17 protein-coding genes and 5 tRNA genes are annotated in these 19370 nt (G+C 45.2%); 12 read left to right on the top strand and 10 right to left on the bottom strand.

Annotation, left to right across the window (positions count from 1 at the left end; genetic code table 11):
* The first annotated feature begins 28 nt into the window (after positions 1 to 28).
* Entirely contained in the window at positions 29 to 946 is a 918-nt protein-coding gene (locus G5T77_RS01585; RefSeq protein WP_166136406.1) for a DMT family transporter, read from the top strand.
* 38 nt (positions 947 to 984) lie between these two features.
* Here the strand turns inward: G5T77_RS01585 and coaE are convergent, their stop codons facing one another.
* The 4 genes from coaE to pilB are packed head-to-tail and all read right to left on the bottom strand — an operon-like array spanning position 985 to position 5421.
* Positions 985 to 1590: a dephospho-CoA kinase gene (coaE, locus tag G5T77_RS01580; protein WP_166136403.1), complete on the bottom strand. Its 606-nt coding sequence runs from the start codon at positions 1588 to 1590 to the stop codon at positions 985 to 987.
* A gap of 1 nt (position 1591) precedes the next feature.
* On the bottom strand, positions 1592 to 2452 hold the full coding sequence (locus G5T77_RS01575) for an A24 family peptidase (RefSeq protein ID WP_166136400.1): 861 nt from the start codon (positions 2450 to 2452) through the stop codon (positions 1592 to 1594).
* Complete coding sequence (locus G5T77_RS01570; RefSeq protein WP_166136397.1) at positions 2452 to 3681, bottom strand: type II secretion system F family protein; 1230 nt, start codon at positions 3679 to 3681, stop codon at positions 2452 to 2454. Before G5T77_RS01570 ends, G5T77_RS01575 begins: the two co-directional genes overlap by 1 nt.
* A 30-nt stretch (positions 3682 to 3711) precedes the next feature.
* Complete coding sequence (pilB, locus tag G5T77_RS01565) at positions 3712 to 5421, bottom strand: type IV-A pilus assembly ATPase PilB (RefSeq protein ID WP_166136394.1); 1710 nt, start codon at positions 5419 to 5421, stop codon at positions 3712 to 3714.
* Between the two features lie 279 nt (positions 5422 to 5700).
* On the opposite strand from pilB, the gene tpiA reads away from it, so the two are divergent.
* From tpiA to G5T77_RS01510, 11 genes are all read left to right on the top strand, one after another.
* Entirely contained in the window at positions 5701 to 6492 is a 792-nt protein-coding gene (tpiA, locus tag G5T77_RS01560; protein WP_166136391.1) for a triose-phosphate isomerase, read from the top strand.
* A 13-nt stretch (positions 6493 to 6505) separates the two neighbouring features.
* On the top strand, positions 6506 to 6835 hold the full coding sequence (secG, locus tag G5T77_RS01555) for a preprotein translocase subunit SecG (protein ID WP_004787204.1): 330 nt from the start codon (positions 6506 to 6508) through the stop codon (positions 6833 to 6835).
* Between the two features lie 53 nt (positions 6836 to 6888).
* Positions 6889 to 6973 (top strand) — tRNA-Leu (locus tag G5T77_RS01550).
* Between the two features lie 52 nt (positions 6974 to 7025).
* Positions 7026 to 7102: transfer RNA gene (locus tag G5T77_RS01545), tRNA-Met, on the top strand.
* 81 nt (positions 7103 to 7183) lie between these two features.
* Positions 7184 to 7260 (top strand) — tRNA-Met (locus G5T77_RS01540).
* Positions 7261 to 7332: 72 nt separating this feature from the next.
* Positions 7333 to 7409, top strand: a tRNA-Met gene (locus tag G5T77_RS01535).
* A gap of 88 nt (positions 7410 to 7497) precedes the next feature.
* Positions 7498 to 7574: transfer RNA gene (locus G5T77_RS01530), tRNA-Met, on the top strand.
* Between the two features lie 224 nt (positions 7575 to 7798).
* A complete protein-coding gene (gene rimP, locus G5T77_RS01525) occupies positions 7799 to 8323 on the top strand; it encodes a ribosome maturation factor RimP (protein ID WP_166136388.1) in 525 nt (174 codons plus the stop codon).
* Positions 8324 to 8358: 35 nt separating this feature from the next.
* Positions 8359 to 9843: a transcription termination factor NusA gene (gene nusA, locus G5T77_RS01520; protein ID WP_004787201.1), complete on the top strand. Its 1485-nt coding sequence runs from the start codon at positions 8359 to 8361 to the stop codon at positions 9841 to 9843.
* A 10-nt stretch (positions 9844 to 9853) separates the two neighbouring features.
* The gene (gene infB / locus G5T77_RS01515; protein ID WP_166136385.1) at positions 9854 to 12565 is read left to right on the top strand and encodes a translation initiation factor IF-2; all 2712 of its coding nucleotides are present in this window, start codon (positions 9854 to 9856) and stop codon (positions 12563 to 12565) included.
* Positions 12565 to 12969, top strand: a complete 405-nt coding sequence (locus G5T77_RS01510; RefSeq protein ID WP_004810065.1) for a ribosome-binding factor A — start codon at positions 12565 to 12567, stop codon at positions 12967 to 12969. Before infB ends, G5T77_RS01510 begins: the two co-directional genes overlap by 1 nt.
* Before the next feature lie 79 nt (positions 12970 to 13048).
* Here G5T77_RS01510 and G5T77_RS01505 read toward each other — a convergent pair whose 3' ends face one another.
* The 6 genes from G5T77_RS01505 to G5T77_RS01480 are packed head-to-tail and all read right to left on the bottom strand — an operon-like array spanning position 13049 to position 19263.
* The gene (locus G5T77_RS01505; RefSeq protein ID WP_005233541.1) at positions 13049 to 13447 is read right to left on the bottom strand and encodes a Na+/H+ antiporter subunit G; all 399 of its coding nucleotides are present in this window, start codon (positions 13445 to 13447) and stop codon (positions 13049 to 13051) included.
* A 10-nt stretch (positions 13448 to 13457) separates the two neighbouring features.
* A complete protein-coding gene (locus G5T77_RS01500; RefSeq protein ID WP_004787192.1) occupies positions 13458 to 13733 on the bottom strand; it encodes a monovalent cation/H+ antiporter subunit F in 276 nt (91 codons plus the stop codon).
* On the bottom strand, positions 13730 to 14248 hold the full coding sequence (locus G5T77_RS01495) for a Na+/H+ antiporter subunit E (protein ID WP_166136382.1): 519 nt from the start codon (positions 14246 to 14248) through the stop codon (positions 13730 to 13732). Before G5T77_RS01495 ends, G5T77_RS01500 begins: the two co-directional genes overlap by 4 nt.
* On the bottom strand, positions 14248 to 16056 hold the full coding sequence (locus G5T77_RS01490; protein ID WP_166136379.1) for a monovalent cation/H+ antiporter subunit D: 1809 nt from the start codon (positions 16054 to 16056) through the stop codon (positions 14248 to 14250). Before G5T77_RS01490 ends, G5T77_RS01495 begins: the two co-directional genes overlap by 1 nt.
* On the bottom strand, positions 16056 to 16421 hold the full coding sequence (locus G5T77_RS01485; protein ID WP_034169749.1) for a Na+/H+ antiporter subunit C: 366 nt from the start codon (positions 16419 to 16421) through the stop codon (positions 16056 to 16058). Before G5T77_RS01485 ends, G5T77_RS01490 begins: the two co-directional genes overlap by 1 nt.
* A 4-nt stretch (positions 16422 to 16425) precedes the next feature.
* A complete protein-coding gene (locus G5T77_RS01480; RefSeq protein WP_166136376.1) occupies positions 16426 to 19263 on the bottom strand; it encodes a monovalent cation/H+ antiporter subunit A in 2838 nt (945 codons plus the stop codon).
* Between the last annotated feature and the right edge of the window lie 107 nt (positions 19264 to 19370).

Raw genomic sequence — 19370 nt, 5'->3', positions numbered from 1 at the left:
TACCTAAATACTGTTAAAGAAGAAGTCTATGTCTCCCCGAACGCAAGGTTATGCCTTTGTCTTAATTACCATGTGTATTTGGGGAGGTTTTACCTTAAGCACGCGCTTAAGTGCCCAGTGGGGGATTAGTGCCTGGGATCTGGTGGGATTACGTTTTCTATTGGCTTTTCTGATTCTGATGCCAGTCCTGATTTATAAAAAGGACACAGCCTTTTTGTGGAGTAAGAAATCCTTTCTCTTAGCCATGATTGGCGGGGTGGGGTATTGCCTGACTGCTTATACCGCTTTCCATTATGCACCTGCAGCTCATGCTGCCGTATTTCTGAATGGCTGTATTCCACTTTGTACCGCAGTGGCTGCTTTTGTGTTATTTAAACAGGGGTTTGACCGACATACCTGGATCAGTATGGTGATTATGCTGCTTGCGATTGGCAGTATGAGCTGGCTAATGTTCCGGGAGTCCGGTGTGGCCTTGGGATTAGGCGATCTGCTATTTTTCATCAGTGCGATGTGGTGGGGTGTGTTCACTGTACTGCTACGTCAATGGAAACTCTCTGCCTGGCATTCCATGGCCAGTGTGGCGATCTGGTCAGCTATCGTTTATGTGCCCCTTTATCTGATATTCTTCCCCAAACATCTGGAGGCTGCTGAACCTTGGCAAATGGCTTCCCAAGTGCTCTTTCACGGTATTTTTGTGGTGATTGTAGCAACATTAACCTATGTAGAAGCAATTAAACGTTTAGGTGCTTTTAAAGCGGGCAGTATTGTAACCCTGGCGCCATTTATTGCTGCCATACTGGCTGTACCGTTATTAAATGAGCCTCTAAGTCTCGCGATTGTCTCTGGTTTGGTAGGTATGGCAATTGGTGCCATACAGCCTTGGCGCTGGCTGATGCATCAAGACAGTCTCAGCCAAAAACTGGAACAACAAAAAAAGCAGTCCTAACAGGGCTGCTTTTTATTTAAACTCTGACTGAGTTCGGGTTAATGATTTTGAGCAGCCATCTTAAGATACTTTTCATGTAAAGGCGTAAGATGGGCATAAAGATGTTCCAGCTCACCATCATTCAGCACAATATCATCAGCCATGGCACACTTTTGTTCACGCGGCATTTGTGCGGCAATGATCTTCTGAATTTGCTCTACATTTTGGCCATCACGCTGCGAAGCCCGCTGAATTTGCAGTTCAATCGCGGCATCAATTAATAATGTATGTTGTGTCAGTTCATGCTGATTGGTTTCGAACAATAAAGGAGACACTAAAATCGCATAAGGACTTTGTGCTGCATGCAACTGTTGAATAATTGAAGTGCGAATAGCAGGGTGGGTGATATTTTCCAGCGTTTTTCTTGCTTCTGGAGACTGGAAAATATGGTCACGTAAAGCACGGCGATTCAATGAGCCATCCTCAAGCAAAACCCAATCGCCAAAAGCTTGCTGAATCTGCTGTAGGGCTGGCTGACCGATATCAACGATTTCACGGGCAACAATATCTGCATCTACGACAGCAATCCCTTGAGCTTCAAACCATTGGCTGGCAGCAGACTTGCCACTACCAATTCCACCAGTTAAACCGAGTACAAATTTCACTTTACTGACCTAAATAGATTTTCATGATCTGCTCACCCCATAAAAAGGCAATCCAGCCGGCAATGGCAATATAAGGGCCAAAGGCAAAGGGCTGATTTTCTTTACGAACTTTAAGCAGGATAATCCCAATAATCGCACCCACCAATGATGACAATAATACAATGAGTGGTAGGAGCATAGGCCCCATCCAGGCACCTAGGGCCGCTAACAGTTTGAAATCTCCATAGCCCATACCTTCCTTGCCGGTTACCAGCTTAAACAGATAGTACACCACCCACAAGCATAAGAAGCCAATGATATAGCCCCAGATGGCAGAATTAGGGGTAGTATAAATCGCATAACTATTAATACCCAGGCCGAGTGCAGCCAGCGGCAGGGTATATCGATCGGGTAATAACTGGGTATCGAAATCAATAAAGGTGAGGGCAATCAGGACATAGGTAAAAACCAGCCCAAACAGCATCTGTATAGTAGGTCCGAATACTGCCACCACTATCAGTGCACAAGCAGCTGTCAAAAGCTCAATAAATGGATAGCGGATACTGATAGGATTCTGACAGTTACCACATTTACCACGTAATAAAATCCAACTAATCACTGGAACATTTTGATACCAGCGAATAGGAGTCTGACATTTCGGGCAGGTTGAAGCTGGCTTGCTTAAAGTAATTTTGCTTTCATCAATAATGGGCTGATCTGGATGCAAAAACAGTTGGCAATCTGTACGCCATTCCTGTTCCATCATTTTAGGTGTGCGATAAATGACAACGTTTAAAAAGCTACCAATACAGAGACTAAAAAGCCCAACTGCGAGATAAAGCGCAGTTGGGTTTTGACTGAAATATAAAATAAAATCTTGCATTAAACCACGGAACCCATTTGGAAAATTGGAAGGTACATTGCGATAACAAGGCCACCAACAAGGACACCAAGAATTGCCATAATCAAGGGCTCCATCATGGAAGTTAAACCATCAACCGCATTGTCGACTTCATTTTCATAATGGGTTGCGACTTTATCCAGCATGGCATCCAATGCACCTGATTCTTCACCAATTGCAACCATTTGTACGGCCATAGAGGGGAATTTATCGGTGACACGCATGGCAAATTGAAGCTGTTGACCTGTCGCAACATCTTCCTTGATTTTTAATACCGCCTCCTCATAGACCACGTTATTGGTTGCACCAGCAGTCGATTCAAGCGCATCAATTAATGGCACACCGGCAGCAAAAGTGGTGGCGAGAGTGCGGCTATAACGGGCAATGATCGCTTTATAGACCAGATCACCAAAGATGGGTGCTTTGAGCGCGGCCTTATCCAGTAAATCACGGAATTTTTTGCTACGCTTTTTCGCTTCAAGGAAAGCAGTAATCACTACGCCAATTCCAATAATCAAAAGGAACCAATATTTTTGCATCCATTCGGACATATTGACTACCATTTTAGTAAATGCAGGTAAGTCTGCACTGAATGAAGAGAATAAGTCCTGGAATACAGGAACTACTTTCACCATCAGGATAATTGTGACGATCACAGCTACTACAATTACTGTAGCTGGGTATTTCATGGCTTTTTTAATTTTTTGCTTTAACAGCTCACTTTTTTCTTTATAAATCGCGACACGATCCAGCATGGTTTCCAGAGCACCAGATTGTTCGCCAGATTCAACTAAAGAACAGAATAGGTTGTCAAAATATTGCGGGTATTTTCGTAATGCTCCGGCAAAAGTATTCCCGCCTTCGACTTCACCTTTAATTCCAAGCACAACCTCGCGCATAGAAGGATTTTCCAAACCTTCCGCAACAATTTCAAAGCCCTGAACTAACGGTACCCCAGCTTTCATCATAGTGGCGAGCTGACGGGTGAAGATAGTGATATCCAGTGTAGAAACTTTTTTCTTCATCAAACCTTCGAGAATATTTTTTTTCTTTTCTCGAATGGTTTTGATCGTAATGCCTTGTTTGCGCAAGTTCACTTTTGCCAAGGCCATATTTCGTGCCGGCAATTCCCCCTTGATCTTGGCGCCTTTGCGATCAACCCCTTCATAACTGAAGATCGGTGTCATCTGGCCTTTTTTTACTGCTGCCATAGCTTTATCCTTATTTTATATTCAGCACGATCATTCGCTGGTTACACGATTGACTTCCTGTAAAGAAGTCACCCCCTGCATAACCTTCACTAACCCTGATCGGCGTAAATTGTTAAATCCTGCACGTGCGGAAGCTTCAGCAATTTCAATGGCATTGCCATCTTCCATAATAATTCTTGAAATCTCAGGTGTTACCTTCATAACTTCATAAATACCGACCCGGCCCTTATAACCTTCACGACATTCATTACAGCCGACTGGCTCATAAATCTGAAATTCAGGGCTTTGTAAATCTGCTTCGGTAAAGCCCATCTCCAGTAAGCTTTGCTTTGGAATGTCAGCCGGTTTTTTACATTGTGAACACAAGCGACGGGCCAGACGCTGCGCAATCACCAGATTGACTGAAGTCGCGATATTGAAAGAAGGTACGCCCATATTACGTAAACGGGTCAAAGTTTCCGGAGCACTGTTGGTGTGCAGAGTTGACATCACCATATGGCCTGTTTGGGCTGCCTTGATTGCAATTTCAGCTGTTTCCAGATCACGGATCTCACCGACCATGACAATATCAGGATCCTGACGCAAGAAGGATTTTAATGCCGCTGCGAAAGTCAGGCCAACTTTATTGTTGACGTTCACCTGATTAATCCCTTGCAGGTTAATCTCGACTGGATCTTCCGCAGTAGAAATATTGGTATCCTCGCGGTTTAAGATGTTTAAGCCCGTATAAAGCGATACGGTTTTACCAGAACCGGTAGGACCGGTAATCAGTAACATCCCTTGCGGTTTATCTAGGGCTTCCATAAATAGTTCTTTCTGCTCAGGCTCATAACCTAAAGCATCAATTCCCAGCATGGCACTGGATGGATCTAGAATACGTAGAACCAGTTTTTCACCAAACAGGGTAGGGAGTGAGTTAACACGGAAGTCGATAGCTTTGTTTTTTGAAAGCTTTAATTTAATACGGCCGTCTTGAGGCACGCGTTTCTCAGAAATGTCCATTTGCGACATAACTTTTAAACGTGACGCCAAACGGTTTGCTAGTTGTAGCGGCGGTGTTGCAATTTGACGTAAGACTCCATCAACACGATAGCGTACCCGATACATTTTTTCATAAGGTTCAAAATGTAAATCTGATGCCCCCATACGAATGGCATCAATCAGTAATTTATTAATATATTTAACAATCGGGGCTTCTTCACTTTTGTCTTTTTCGTCTTCTTCTTTATTTGGATCGGTTGTGTCGACATCGACATCCAGATCGAAATCATCATCAAAATCAAAAGTACTTTCTTCAGTAAAGTTTTGCTCAATCAGTTTTTCAAGTTTATTGTGTTCAACAATAACAGTTTCGATATTCAGTTTGGTTGCAAAGCGGATGGCATCCGTTGCTTCAATATTGGTTGGATTGCTCGTGGCAACATAAAGAACATTGGAATTCTTATAAATTGGCAAAATTCGATGTTTGGTAATTAGCTTTTCATCGATATCTTCACGCAGGATTTGTCCTGGATCATAAGCGCCAATATCAAATAAAGGCTCACCAAATTCTACTGAGATCGTTTCGGCAATGGTGGTAGGGGAAAGATTATGATGACTGACCAAATAGGCCACAATATCTGTTTTTTCTTGTTTCGCATTGGCTAAAGCAGTCCGCATATCTTCAGCCGATAATACCCCTTCATCGACCAGGCGACGAATAAACCCCGTAAATCTTGGTGACCCCTGCAATGCTGTCATGCTTCAATATGCCTATCAATTCAATTTTTTTAATTTGCTATTCTAAAATTATACGTTTGTTATACAAAAATACCATAGCTGAGAATGCTGTAATCTTCCTGATATTCAGTAAAAGCTTGAACTGGTCGGAAGAACCGGGTATTTTTTTCAGTGATAACAAAAAATATCCATTTTGAATAGTCTAAACTGAGAAATAGGATGAATAAAACTATTCTTTAAATTTTACAATTCCGTGTAGAATGTGCCCAATTCAAGATATGTCAGTGAAATAGGTTATTTATGTCGGTTTCGACGATTACCCCTTGGGTAGTGGGCAACTGGAAAATGAATCCAATGCAAGCAGATGCCCAGGCTTTGGTTCAAAATTTCAAAGACTTGCTTGAGTCTGCACCAGTTTCAACAGAGAAATGTCATTTGGGTGTGGCACCGACAACCCTTGCCTTAACTCAAATTCAAACTGCATTTGCTTCTGCAAATCGCCCTGTATATACCGTAGCACAAGATGTATCACGTATTTCAGGTACAGGCGCTTATACCGGGGAAGTAAGTGCTGAATTATTGGCTGATAGCCAGATTCGCTATGTATTGATTGGACACTCTGAACGTCGTGAAATTTTTGCTGAAAGTTCACAGATTCTAAATGCTAAAATCAAGAATGCCTTAAATGCCGGCTTAACCGTAATTTACTGTGTGGGCGAAAGTCTGGAACAGCGTGAAGCAGGGCAGGCAGAAGCAGTGGTTCTGCAACAGATTTGTGATATCGCGACTGTGGTTGCAGGCGAGCAGTGGAAAAATATCGTGATTGCTTATGAGCCAATCTGGGCCATTGGTACCGGTAAAACAGCTTCTCCGGAAGATGCGCAGGCCATGCATGCCCAGATCCGTCAGGGCTTGAGCCAGATTACAGGTTATGCTGCGACTATGGCGATTTTATATGGTGGTAGTGTAAAACCGGAAAATGCAGTAGAGTTAGCAGCCTGTCCTGACATTAACGGGGCATTGGTGGGTGGTGCATCACTCAATGCTGAGTCGTTCCATCAAATTGCTCAAGCATTTGCAAATACACAATAATTAGGAGTTCAGCATGCAAACTTTTGTGCTGGTAGTACATATTATCTTAGCGATTTTGATGATTGTCTTGATTTTGGTTCAGCATGGTAAAGGTGCGGATGCAGGTGCATCATTCGGTGGTGGCGGTGCGGCAACGATCTTTGGTGCCTCGGGTTCGGGTAATTTCATGACCCGTTTGACGGCAGTTTTTACCGCATTGTTCTTTGTAACCAGTATTACTTTGGCGATTCTTGCCAAGAAACAGACCACTGATGCGTACAGCTTGTCTTCAATTCAATCAGCTCCAACTGCGCCTGCACAACCGGTTGAAACTTCACCAACTGCACCACAAACGACCGAATAATTTTAATTAAACCTTTCTTTTTTTCAGTGATGCGACTAGAATGCGTCACAGCTGCGGTGGTGGTGGAATTGGTAGACACGCTACCTTGAGGTGGTAGTGCTTTCGGGCGTGGGGGTTCAAGTCCCCCCTTCCGCACCAACTTATAATCCAGAACATAAGTTGGTGTATGCAGCTAAAAAACTTCTGTTGTTGCGGGATGGAGCAGTCTGGTAGCTCGTCGGGCTCATAACCCGAAGGTCGTTGGTTCAAATCCAGCTCCCGCTACCAATCAATCCTCTTTTAAAGACGCAAACTTTTAAAAGGCAGCTTAAATCTGATTTAAGTTGAGAAGGATTATTTGCATGTTGTTGCGGGGTGGAGCAGTCTGGTAGCTCGTCGGGCTCATAACCCGAAGGTCGTTGGTTCAAATCCAGCCCCCGCTACCAATCCTTTAAAGATGCAAACTTTAAAGGCGGTTTAATGATAGAATGTTAAGCTGAATGTTATTTGTATGCTGATGCGGGATGGAGCAGTCTGGTAGCTCGTCGGGCTCATAACCCGAAGGTCGTTGGTTCAAATCCAGCTCCCGCTACCAATTTTTCAGTAACAGATAACAAATATGCAGAATGATGTGGTTGTGATTGAAAAGTTCGCATCTTTTGTATATAATTTTTGCACGTTGATGCGGGATGGAGCAGTCTGGTAGCTCGTCGGGCTCATAACCCGAAGGTCGTTGGTTCAAATCCAGCTCCCGCTACCAAGTTTCTTAAAAGAGGCTCACAACTATGGTGGGCCTTTTTGCACAGTGGGATTTGAAAAAAGTTCAAATTGTGTATTAATTGGGGCGATTTACGCCCTTTTTTATTGGCTATCGTGTAGTGTCGACAATATTTGGTCAAATCTCCATGTTTCACTACTACTATAGTTTGTATTGGTTTGTAGTGGTCAAATAGATCATAAAATCGCACCAGATGACGAGAGTAAATGAAGCTATCAAATAAAACTCAAGCACTTCAGGACTTGATTGCACCAGCAGTTGAAGCCTGTGATGTAAATCTGTGGGGGATTGAATTCCTGCCACAAGGCAAACGTTCATTATTACGGATCTATATCGACAAACCGGTCGATGAAAATGCAGCACCTGTTGTCAATGAAGATGGCGAAGAAGAGCAGGGTCGTGGTATTGGGGTTCAGGACTGTGTGCGTGTCACACAGCAAGTCGGCGCGATCCTGGATGTACATGATCCAATCTCAGGTGAATATTCGCTTGAAGTGTCTTCACCAGGTTGGGATCGTCCATTCTTCCAGCTGGAGCAGATGGCTCACTATACCGGACAAACGGTTGCGCTGCGTTTGATCAGTGCCGTCGATAACCGTCGTAAATTCCAGGCAAAACTGGTTGCAGTTGACCTTGAAAATGAAATGATTCAAGTTGAAGTAGAAAAGCAACAGATTTTGGATATCGACAGTCACAATATCGATAAAGCAAACTTGGTCTATCAAGATTAATTCAATTAATAAGAATCTGAACGAATAGGTGACTTATGGCACGTGAAATTCTTACCGTCGTTGAAACGGTTAGTAACGAAAAAGGTGTAAGTCGTGAAGCAATTTTTGAAGCGCTAGAACAAGCTTTGGTTGCAGCGACTAAGAAGAAATTCTACGAGGGGACTCACTCGGAAGAAGCTCGTCTTCGTGTAGAAATTGACCGTAAAACTGGTGATTATCGTACTTTCCGTCAATGGGAAGTGGTGGCTGATGAAGATCATGAAATGCCTGCTTGTCAGGATGCGATCTCTGATGTGGATCCGGCACAATGGTCGATTGGCGATATCCGTGAACTGGAAGTAGAATCAATCGATTTCGGTCGTATTGCTGCTCAGATCGCGAAACAGGTAATTGTACAGAAGATCCGTGAAGCAGAACGTGCACTGGTTGCCGATGCTTATGAATCTAAAGTCGGTGAGCTGATCTACGGTGAAGTGAAAAAACAAACCAAAGATGGCTTTATCATTGACTTGGGTGACAACGCAGAAGCGTATCTGGCACGTGAAGAGATGATTCCGAAGGAAATCCTTCGCCCGAAACAACGCGTAAATGCGATTCTATATAGCGTTAACCGTGAAGGCCGTGGTGCACAGTTATTGTTGTCACGTGCTAAACCGGAAATGCTGATTGCATTGATGAAAAAAGAAATCCCTGAAATTTCTGAAGAAATCATTGAAATTAAGGCCGCAGCTCGTCAACCGGGTGTTCGTGCTAAAATTGCAGTGAAAACCAACGACCACCGTATTGACCCGGTGGGTGCTTGTATTGGTATGCGTGGTACACGTATCCAGGCTGTACAGCAAGAGCTCAATGGCGAGCGTATTGATGTGGTGGTTTGGTCGGATGATCCTGCGCAATATATCGCAAGCGCATTAGAACCAGCAGATGTATCTAGTATTGTCATCGATGAAGATGCACGTACTGCAGACATCATTTTCGCGACTAGTGATCAGCTAGCTCGTGCAATTGGTTCACAAGGTCAAAACGTTCGTCTGGCATCTGAATTGACTGGCTACAAGCTGGACATGATGCTGGAAGAAGAATACTACGCACGTCAGCAAAGCGAAGCACAAAAATACCTGGACATGTTTGTTACACGTCTGGATATTGCTGAAGATTTGGCGATGGCGTTGGTAGAAATGGGCTTCACCTCGCTTGAAGAAATTGCTTACGTACCGCCAGAAACGTTTGATGAAATCGAACTGGATGCGGAACTGGTTGAACTACTGCAAAGCCGTGCGAAAGAAATTGCACTTGCTGATGCATTACAACAGCAAGAAAACGTACAAGCGCCAAGTGAAGAACTTGTTGCAATGGAAGGCATGACAGCAGAGATCGCGCAAGCTCTCGCAGCTCGTGGTGTGGTAACCGTAGATGACTTAGCTGACCAAGCGACTGATGATATCGAAGATATCGAAGGTCTCGGTGCTGAGAAGGCCGGTCAACTTATTATGAAAGCGCGCGAATCATGGTTTAACTAGGAGGTAGTATATGACGGACAAGTCGATTAAAGAGTTAGCACTCAGCGTGGGTCGCCATGTTGATAAGCTCCTAGAGCAGGTTCGTGAGGCAGGTTTACCACAGCGTAAAGCTGACGATATTATTACCACCGAACAACAAGACCGCTTAATGAATCATGTGAAAAAGACACAAGGTTCGGATGGCCATGCAGGACAAATCACGTTGAAACGTAAAACGACTAGTACTGCTAAAGTGGCAAGTACTTCAGGTAAGGCGAAAACGATTAATGTAGAAGTTCGCAAGAAACATACATTCGTCAAGCCAGACCCGGAACAAATTAAAGCAGAAGCTTTAGCGAAGGCTCAAGCTGAACAGCAAGCGAAAGCAGAAGCTGAACAGAAGTCAGCTCCAGCTAAAAAATCTGCTGATGCACCTAAATCAGGTACAAACAATGCAAGCAAAGCCCTAGAAGCAATGCGTGCAGCTCAGAAACAAGAAACTGAGAAACAGGAAACACCTAAAGCAGCTGTTGTGGTAAAACGCAAATCAACTAACAAACCGATTGTGAAAGCAGCGGTTAAACAAGTTGAAACAGCAGAACAGAAAAAAGCGCGTGAAGCTCAAGCAGCTCAATTAAAAGCAGCTGAAGAAGCAGCACGTCGCAAGGCAGCTGAAGAAGCACAACAACGTACCCTTGAGCAAATGCGCAAGATGGCATCGAAGTATTCTTCTGAAGATACCACTGCAACCATTCGTGTGATTGATGATTCTCCACTTGCTGCTGGTCTAGTTGGCCAGGCATATGAAGACTCATTTGCGAAAGAAGACCGCGAAATTAAACGTGGTACTAACACTTCAAATACACGTTCACCGAAAAAAGGTGGTCGTCGTGGTGAAGAGCAGTCTTTCCGTGATAACTCACACAAACGTGGTTTGAAATCTAGCCAAGCGAATAAGCATGGTTTTGAAAAACCAGTGAAAAAACAGGTTTATGACGTTGAAATCGGTGAAACGATTGTCGTTGCTGACCTTGCTGCGAAAATGGCGGTTAAGGTTCGTGAAGTCATCAAGTCACTGATGAAAATGGGTGAACTGGTTACTCAAAACCAGGCGATCGATCAGGAAATCGCGGCACTTGTGGTTGAAGAAATGGGTCATAACCCGGTACTGGTTTCTGAAACTGCAGTTGAAGATAACCTGCTTGAACAGGCTGAAGAAGCACGTGGTGCGCAAACTACTCGTGCGCCAGTTGTGACTATCATGGGTCACGTTGACCATGGTAAAACATCGCTTCTAGACCGTATTCGTCGTGCCAAAGTGGCGCAAGGCGAAGCAGGTGGTATTACCCAGCATATCGGTGCTTACCATGTAACCACGGATAAAGGTATTATCACATTCCTTGATACTCCGGGACACGCAGCGTTTACTGCAATGCGTTCACGTGGTGCCAAAGCGACTGATATCGTAGTTCTGGTTGTTGCAGCAGATGATGGCGTGATGCCACAAACTGCAGAAGCAATCGATCACGCACGTGCAGCGGGTACGCCAATCATTGTTGCAATCAACAAGATGGATAAAGACTCTGCTGATCCAGATCGCGTATTGAATGAATTGACCACCAAAGAAATCGTACCTGAAGAATGGGGCGGTGACGTTCCTGTCGCGAAAGTATCTGCACATACTGGCGCGGGTATTGACGAACTTCTTGACCTGATTTTAATTCAGTCTGAATTGCTTGAATTGAAAGCGTCTGAAGAAGGTGCGGCACAAGGTGTTGTGATTGAAGCGCGTGTTGATAAAGGCCGCGGTGCAGTAACTTCTATTCTTGTACAAAACGGTACGCTGAAAGTAGGTGACCTGGTACTTGCTGGTTCGTCTTATGGCCGCGTTCGTGCCATGACCGATGAAAACGGTAAGCGTATCAAGTCTGCAGGTCCTTCGATTCCAGTCGAAATTCTGGGTCTTCCAGAAGCGCCGATGGCAGGTGACGAAGTTCTGGTTGTGAATGACGAGAAGAAAGCACGTGAAGTTGCCGATGCGCGTATGGATCGTGAACGTCAAAAACGTCTTGAACGTCAATCTGCAATGCGTCTTGAAAACATCATGGCGTCTATGGGCAAAAAAGATGTGCCGATCGTCAATGTGGTATTAAAAACTGATGTACGCGGTACATTGGAAGCGCTGCATGTTGCATTGGCTGAGCTTTCAACTGATGAAGTAAAAGTACGTATCATTGGTTCTGGTGTTGGTGCGATTACTGAATCTGACGTGACACTTGCTGAATCTTCAGAAGCGGTTCTTCTGGGCTTTAACGTACGTGCCGACAATACTGCACGTCAAAAAGCAGATGCAGACAGTATCGACATTCGTTACTACTCAGTGATCTATCAATTGATTGATGACGTGAAAGCAGCGATGAGCGGTAAGCTTGCTCCTGAACACCGCGAAACAATCTTGGGTGTTGCTCAAGTACGTGAAGTGTTCCACTCAAGCAAATTCGGTGCTGCAGCAGGCTGTATGGTACTTGAAGGCGTATTACACCGTAACAAACCGATTCGCGTATTACGTGATGACGTGGTGATCTTCCAGGGTGAGCTTGAATCTCTTCGTCGCTACAAAGAAGTGGTGGAAGAAGTTCGTGCCGGTATGGAATGTGGTCTTGCGGTGAAAGGCTATAAAGACATCAAACCTCTCGACAAGATCGAAGTGTATGATGTGCAATTGATTAAACGGAGTCTTTAATGGCGGGTAGTCAACGTCTGAAGCGTATGGCGGATACGGTACAACGCGAGTTGTCTGAACTGATCCGTCAGGAGCTGAAAGATCCACGTCTGGGTGGTCTGGTGACCATCTCAGCCGTGAAGGTGAGCCCAGACTTAGGATATGCAGAAGTTTATGTCACAGTAATGGGTCGTGAACTTGGTGATGAGCAAAGTGAAGCCGCAAATAAAGAAACACTCGATGTCCTGAATAAGGCATCAGGGTTCCTGCGCCATGAACTGAGTCGTCGAATCAAGACACGTATTACACCTCGTCTACGTTTCCATTACGACAAAACCAATGCATATGGTAACTATATGTTTGGTCTGATTGCTGAAGCAGTGAAGGATTTACCTCCTGCTGAAGACAAGAAAGATGAAGAATAAGCTTTTATAAAGCGCAATAAAAAAGCCACCTTAGGGTGGCTTTTTTATTGCTGAACTTTTAAGTAAAACGGGCTAACTATTACTTTGAATCTTGATCATTCATTTTCTTTTCATAAAACGCACGACGGCGGGTTTTCTGCCAAGGCAATGGGCGTTCCAGCGTTTCTGGCACTTCACCACTCATTGAACGTAAGCGTAAATGCAAGGCGGCTTGTGCCATCAGATTGGCAGATACCGGTGCAGTAATGAAGGCAAATAGGGTAATTAGTACTTCGGCAAAACCTAAACGGCCATAGATGGCTGAAAAAATAATAGAAGCGATCAGGAAGCTTCCCAATCCTAAGGTACTGGATTTGGTCGGTGCATGCAGACGCATAAACAGGTCGGGTAGACGTATCATCCCAATGCCACCCACCAGCATAAAGAAAGCGCCAATCAATAAAAAAATCGAAACTAGTATTTCTAAAATCAGAGGCATTTAAAAACTCCTAGTCAATGACATGGCCAGTGGTGAAATAACGGGCGAGGGCAGCGGTAGAGACAAAGCCCAGCATGGCCACCAGTAAGGCGCCTTCAAACATGAAGGTACTGCTCCAGTAGATTCCCAGAATCACTACCAGACAGGTTGCATTTAAAAATAGGGTGTCCAGTGCCAGCAAACGGTCGACGATTGATGGGCCCATGACCAGCCGGATCAGACACAGTAACATGGAGATCGTGACAGCACCCAGACAAATCAGCAATGCATATGGCAGAATGGTCATGCTTCAGCTCCTGATTGTGCGCTAAAAATTTTAATCAAAGGTTGTTCATAGCGCTGTTTGATGGTTTCAATTTCAGCCTCTTCATCATCCGTGCTTAAGGCATGCACCAGAATATCGCCACGATCCTGATCAATCCCCGCAGAGACTGTACCTGGTGTGGTGGTAATAATCATTGCCAGCAAAGTATTCACTTCTTCATGCTCGGTATCCAGAGGAACACGAAACCATTTTGGATGCAGATTTTTGGTTGGTCCCAGTACTAAAATCGCGACTTTAATATTAGCGACAATGATGTCCCAAACAACGACCCAGAATAAGCGCATCGCTGGGTTCCACCGGATATTCGGTGTGTAATCAATAAAAGGAGCGACCATTCGCGGAATCAAGATGGCCAGAAATATTGCCATAAGGAGTGTGCCGGCTTCCATATTATGGGCCAGCATGACCCAGCTCATCGCCACAATTACTGACACGAAAGGATGAGGGAACCAGCGTTGAAGTAATGATTCAGCCATTAAAGTCCCTCCGCCGGTTTAAGTTGATTGTCGTCGTATTTGTTCTGTTCAATATACTGTTTATCAATCTGACGCTGTTTAAATTCAGAAATATGATCGCCATTTAAGGTATTTTCTGAAATGACATAAGGAATCAGATGTGCATTTGGATCAGGCGTTTCACCACCGTATTTAGTTTCTGGTAAATAACCCGGATCAAATGGCTGTACACTGATGAACTTACCTTCAGCATCACGTTTTAATGATGCTGCTTCATAAATCGGATTGGTCTTAATCTGTGCTGCGGTCTGATAATTATATTGATAAATCGGTGCAGCAAAAACAACGTAGGCTGTCAGACTGAGCAATAATAGATAAATGACCCGGTCATTTCGTGCTGGTGCCTTGCTGGGCAAGGCTTCATATTTGCTGAATTCTTCAGAATTTTCATCCTGTTCCGGTCGGCTTGAACGCCAGAACAGAATAAAACCGACCCGGGTAAAAGCCAGAATACTCAGTAAGCTGACCAGTAGAACCGTGAAGATAATCAGCATTTGATGCTCAGACTGTCCTGAAGCTTGCAGGATAAACACTTTACCGAAGAAGCCACTGAAAGGTGGCAAGCCGGCCATCATCAAGGCAATGATGAAATACACAATAGAAACCAAAGTATTCTGTTTCATCTGTGGGGCAATTTTAAAGTGATCTTTAAATTCACCGCGTTGTGAAGTAATCCAGCCACACAGGATATAAAACGCTGCGCCAATCAGGGTACTGTGCACCATATAGTACAAGGCACCTGCCCAGGCTTGGGTGCTGTTCATGGCAATCGCAATAAGAATAGTCCCGACTGAAGACAGGATCATAAAGCCGACAAAACGGCGTAGACGTTCAGTCCCAATGGCACCGAATGCACCATAGAGTGATGTAATCACACCAATGGCCAGCAGACAGTTCATCAGGATCTGATGGCTGTATTCATCATCAAATACGGTGCCATTGACCCGGATAATCGCGTAGATCCCGACTTTGGTCATGATGGTAAACAGGGCAGCCACTGGAGTAGTGGCAACAGCATACGTTTTAGGAAGCCACAGGCCTACCGGTAACATGGCTGCCTTGATCCCGAACACCACAAATAGCATCAATCCGCCTGCAACGGCCAGCTTATGTTCATCGCCTGCCAAAGTTGGCATCAGACGAGCAACATCAGCCATATTCAGGCTGCCGACACTGCCATAAATCATCCCGAGTCCGATCAGGAACATGGCAGAAGCAAGCAGGTTAATAGCCACATAATGCACACCGAGCTGGAAGCGTGCCTTGCCTTGCCCATGCAAAAGTAGAACATAGGATGCCATTAACAGGATCTCGAAGAACACGAACAGGTTAAACAAGTCACCGGTCAGGAAGGCACCACTAAGCCCCATTAATAGAAAATGGACCATGGCATGGAAATAACGCCCGCGAATATCCCATTCTTTGCTGGCATACCAAACGATGGGCAAAGCGAGTGTATAGGTCAATACCAGCATCAAGGCAGATAGTTGGTCCAGGACCAGCACAATACCAAAAGGGGCAGCCCATTCACTTAATGTGTAGACACTGATCTGTCCTTGGCTGCTATTGATCAGATAGCCAATCGCCATAATCAAACCCAATAGGGTCGAAATATGACTCACGCCACGACGCCAAGGCTGACGCCAGTCGGTAATCAGAGAACCAGAACCTGGGTTACCCAACAGTACTAGAATAAAGGCAGTAAAAGCCGGTAAAAGAATACTGAAAATAGGGGTGTGTTGATTCAAGAAGTTGAGAAGATCAGTCATTACGGCTCATCCTCACGTGGGTCATGTTGCGGTATCTCTTCTTTGGAATCAACGTGATCTGTTCCTGATTCATAACGGCTACGTAAGGCCAGCTGTACAATAAAGGCGGTGGTGGCAAAACCGATTACAATTGCGGTTAAAACCAAGGCCTGAGGTAAAGGATCGGTGACCTGCGTGGTTTCGGTGAGTACTGCAGGTGAATTCATCTGAATACGGCCCATGGCAAATAAAAACAGGTTCACTGCATAACCAATCATGGCCAGTCCGAGGACCACCGGAAAGGTACGTGCCCGCAGAATCAGATAGATCCCGGTGGCAGTGAGTAGGCCAATTGCTGAGGCTAATAAAAGTTCTAAACTAATCATTCTATTATCCTCTTGGTACTGGGCCAGTCATACTTGAGTGACGGGAGTCACCCAGAACGGAAATCATCAGCATGGTCGCACCGACTACGGTGACATAGACACCGACATCAAATAGTGCAGCAGAAGCCAGATGCATATCGCCAAGTAATGGCGGATGGACATGAATATGGGCACTGGTCAGGAATGGACGTGACCAGAACCAGGCTGCGATACCGGTTAGGCCTGCAATAGTCAGGCCGATACCAATCCAGATTTCATAGAGACGTCCAGATTTAGCTCCCAGCATTTTTTCTGCATGATCCTGACCAATGGCAACGTATTGAATGATCAAAGCCAATGAGGTGACCAGACCGGCAATAAAACCGCCACCCGGAAGATTATGGCCGCGCATAAAGATATACAGACTCACCACCAGTGCTACCGGTAAAATCCACGATGCGGTAATACGTAGCATCAAAGGGGAGGGGTTAAAACGGTAAGTCAGGCCTTGGGTAATGGTGGTGCCATGGGCACGCATACCGTCCATCAGACTCAGTACCCCAATGGCAGCAATTCCAAGTACGGTAATCTCGCCGAAGGTATCGAAACCACGGAAATCGACCAGAATTACGTTGACGACATTTGTGCCGCCACCAAGCGGAATCGATTGTTGGATGAAGAACCAGGAAATTGAATTATGGTCACGCGTCATAACTAGCCAGGCAACTGTTGCAATTCCTAGACCCCCGCAGACCGCAATCACTGCATCTCGCCAGCGTCGGGTCGGGCTGGATTCATAAGGTGTGAGTTGTGGCAGGAGTGACAGGCTCATTAGTAGCAGAACCGTCGTTACTACATCGACTGTAATCTGGGTCAAAGCCAGATCGGGTGCCGAAAAACCAATGAAAACCATGGTAACGACCAGACCGACTGCACCGCTGATCAGGATGGCTTTAATCCGTTCATGATGGAACCACAGCATCATCCAGCAGGCAGAGAACAGTAATAACCATAGAACGATGGCAAGCACTGGAGCATGGGTCAGTTCGCGGCTACCGGTGTCGATCCCATTGACGACGAGTGGATAGCCCACCAGGCCAATGGTAAACAGCACAATCCACAAAATATAACTTTGCAATTTGCCATTTTCAGTCGCACGGCGGAAACGTCTTGAATTCAGTAACAGATTTTTCAGGAACAGATCAAACAGTACACGGCCTTGCAGTTTGCCCAGTTTTGGATCCAGATCAATTTCCCGGATCGCACCGCCTTTGGCCAGTGCAAAATAGAAAATTGCACCGCCGAATATCGCAATGATGCTCATCACCAAAGGCAGATTAATACCGTGCCAGAGGGTGAGGTGAGTACCTTCAAAGGCGAAATTCTGGGTTGACGCTTGTGTAGTGCTATTTACAATCTTTTCGACCAGTAATCCTGGTAACAAACCAACTGCAATACACAGGAAAGCTAATAAAATAGCTGGTGCACGCATACCGAATGGCGGCTCATGCGCATCTTTATTTGGGACTTGCTGACCTAAGGGGCCATCAAAAAATACGCCATGTACCAGACGAATCGAATAGGCGACAGCGAAAATCCCGGCCAATGTTCCTGCAATGGCTGCACCCACCAGGACTGGGCCACTTAAGTTTGCGACCAGTTCAGTAAAGAACATTTCCTTGGACAAGAAACCATTGGTTAATGGAATACCAGCCATGGAGGCGGCGGTGATCATGGTCAGTGTTGCGGTAAAAGGCAGCATTTGCCAAAGACCAGACAATTTTCGCAGATCACGAGTACCGGATTCATGGTCAATGATCCCGGCAATCATGAACAAGGCAGCTTTAAAGGTTGCATGGTTAATGATATGGAAAATTGCTGCTGCGACCGCCAGTGGTGAGCCAATACCCAGCAAACACATGATCAGGCCCAAGTGGCTAATAGTTGAATAGGCCAACAGACCTTTCAGATCTTCTTTAAAGATGGCAAAGAACGCTGCCACACACAGGGTAAATAACCCGATAAAAGTAACAATATTATGGAACAGTGCCGCGCCTGCAAAAATCGGCAATAAACGTGCGACTAAAAACAGGCCCGCTTTGACCATGGTGGCAGAGTGCAGATAGGCAGACACCGGCGTCGGTGCTGCCATGGCATTTGGTAACCAGAAGTGAAACGGGAACTGCGCACTTTTGGTAAAAGCACCGAGTAAAATTAATAATAATGTCGGTACAAATAGGGCATGCGCCTGAATCTGTTCGCCCATCATCAGAATCTGGTCAATCTGATAGGTACCCGTCATCTGTCCGAGCAGAATAAAGCCACCCAGCATAGATAAGCCGCCCATCCCGGTAATGGTCAGAGCCATGCGTGAGCCGCGTTGGGCCGCTTCGTAATTGCTCCAGTAACCAACCAGCAGAAAGGAAGAAATACTGGTGAGTTCCCAGAAAATCAGGAGAATCAGAAGATTATTAGACAATGAAATGCCGAGCATCGCTGCCATAAACAGCATCAGCAGGAAATACAGTTTATTCAGGGAGTTTTTAGGGCTGAGATAGTAATAGGCATAGATATAAATCAGGGTACCAATCCCACTAATCAGCAGAGCAAACAGCATGCCCAAAGCATCCAGCCGGAAACTGAAATCGATTCCAAGCTGGGGTAGCCAGGACCAGGTCTGGGTAATTACCGTTCCATTAAATACAGCAGGCGCCTGACTCAACAGTAATAAGAAACTGCTGAGGCTGACGGCAATTGCTCCTAAAGCCGTTACCCCGCGTGAAAATTGCTTCAGCCACGAGACAAGGGTTGTGCCTAATACTAACGGTAACAATATAATAATTGGCAGCACACTCGTATCCATTGTCGTGATATAGGTTAAGGTCAACCTAGGGTGAATCTTTATCTTTCAAGGATTACAGGACCGCAAAGAGCGACCCAAAACTTCTCGATCTTGAAAGCCAGAATGAT

Source organism: Acinetobacter sp. GFQ9D191M (assembly GCF_011174875.1).
Classification (GTDB): domain Bacteria; phylum Pseudomonadota; class Gammaproteobacteria; order Pseudomonadales; family Moraxellaceae; genus Acinetobacter.
The sequence above is the reverse complement of the archived record's forward strand: the minus strand, read 5'-3'. Positions and strand labels throughout refer to the sequence as shown.

Coding starts and splice junctions, on each gene's coding strand:
- G5T77_RS01500 (WP_004787192.1), bottom strand. CDS start 13,733: ATGACCATTCTGCCATATGCATTGCTGATTTGTCTGGGTGCTGTCACG.
- nusA (WP_004787201.1), top strand. CDS start 8,359: ATGGCACGTGAAATTCTTACCGTCGTTGAAACGGTTAGTAACGAAAAA.
- G5T77_RS01505 (WP_005233541.1), bottom strand. CDS start 13,447: ATGCCTCTGATTTTAGAAATACTAGTTTCGATTTTTTTATTGATTGGC.
- infB (WP_166136385.1), top strand. CDS start 9,854: ATGACGGACAAGTCGATTAAAGAGTTAGCACTCAGCGTGGGTCGCCAT.
- G5T77_RS01510 (WP_004810065.1), top strand. CDS start 12,565: ATGGCGGGTAGTCAACGTCTGAAGCGTATGGCGGATACGGTACAACGC.
- G5T77_RS01570 (WP_166136397.1), bottom strand. CDS start 3,681: ATGGCAGCAGTAAAAAAAGGCCAGATGACACCGATCTTCAGTTATGAA.
- rimP (WP_166136388.1), top strand. CDS start 7,799: ATGAAGCTATCAAATAAAACTCAAGCACTTCAGGACTTGATTGCACCA.
- G5T77_RS01575 (WP_166136400.1), bottom strand. CDS start 2,452: ATGCAAGATTTTATTTTATATTTCAGTCAAAACCCAACTGCGCTTTAT.
- G5T77_RS01495 (WP_166136382.1), bottom strand. CDS start 14,248: ATGGCTGAATCATTACTTCAACGCTGGTTCCCTCATCCTTTCGTGTCA.
- tpiA (WP_166136391.1), top strand. CDS start 5,701: ATGTCGGTTTCGACGATTACCCCTTGGGTAGTGGGCAACTGGAAAATG.
- G5T77_RS01485 (WP_034169749.1), bottom strand. CDS start 16,421: ATGATTAGTTTAGAACTTTTATTAGCCTCAGCAATTGGCCTACTCACT.
- G5T77_RS01490 (WP_166136379.1), bottom strand. CDS start 16,056: ATGACTGATCTTCTCAACTTCTTGAATCAACACACCCCTATTTTCAGT.
- pilB (WP_166136394.1), bottom strand. CDS start 5,421: ATGACAGCATTGCAGGGGTCACCAAGATTTACGGGGTTTATTCGTCGC.
- G5T77_RS01480 (WP_166136376.1), bottom strand. CDS start 19,263: ATGGATACGAGTGTGCTGCCAATTATTATATTGTTACCGTTAGTATTA.
- secG (WP_004787204.1), top strand. CDS start 6,506: ATGCAAACTTTTGTGCTGGTAGTACATATTATCTTAGCGATTTTGATG.
- G5T77_RS01585 (WP_166136406.1), top strand. CDS start 29: ATGTCTCCCCGAACGCAAGGTTATGCCTTTGTCTTAATTACCATGTGT.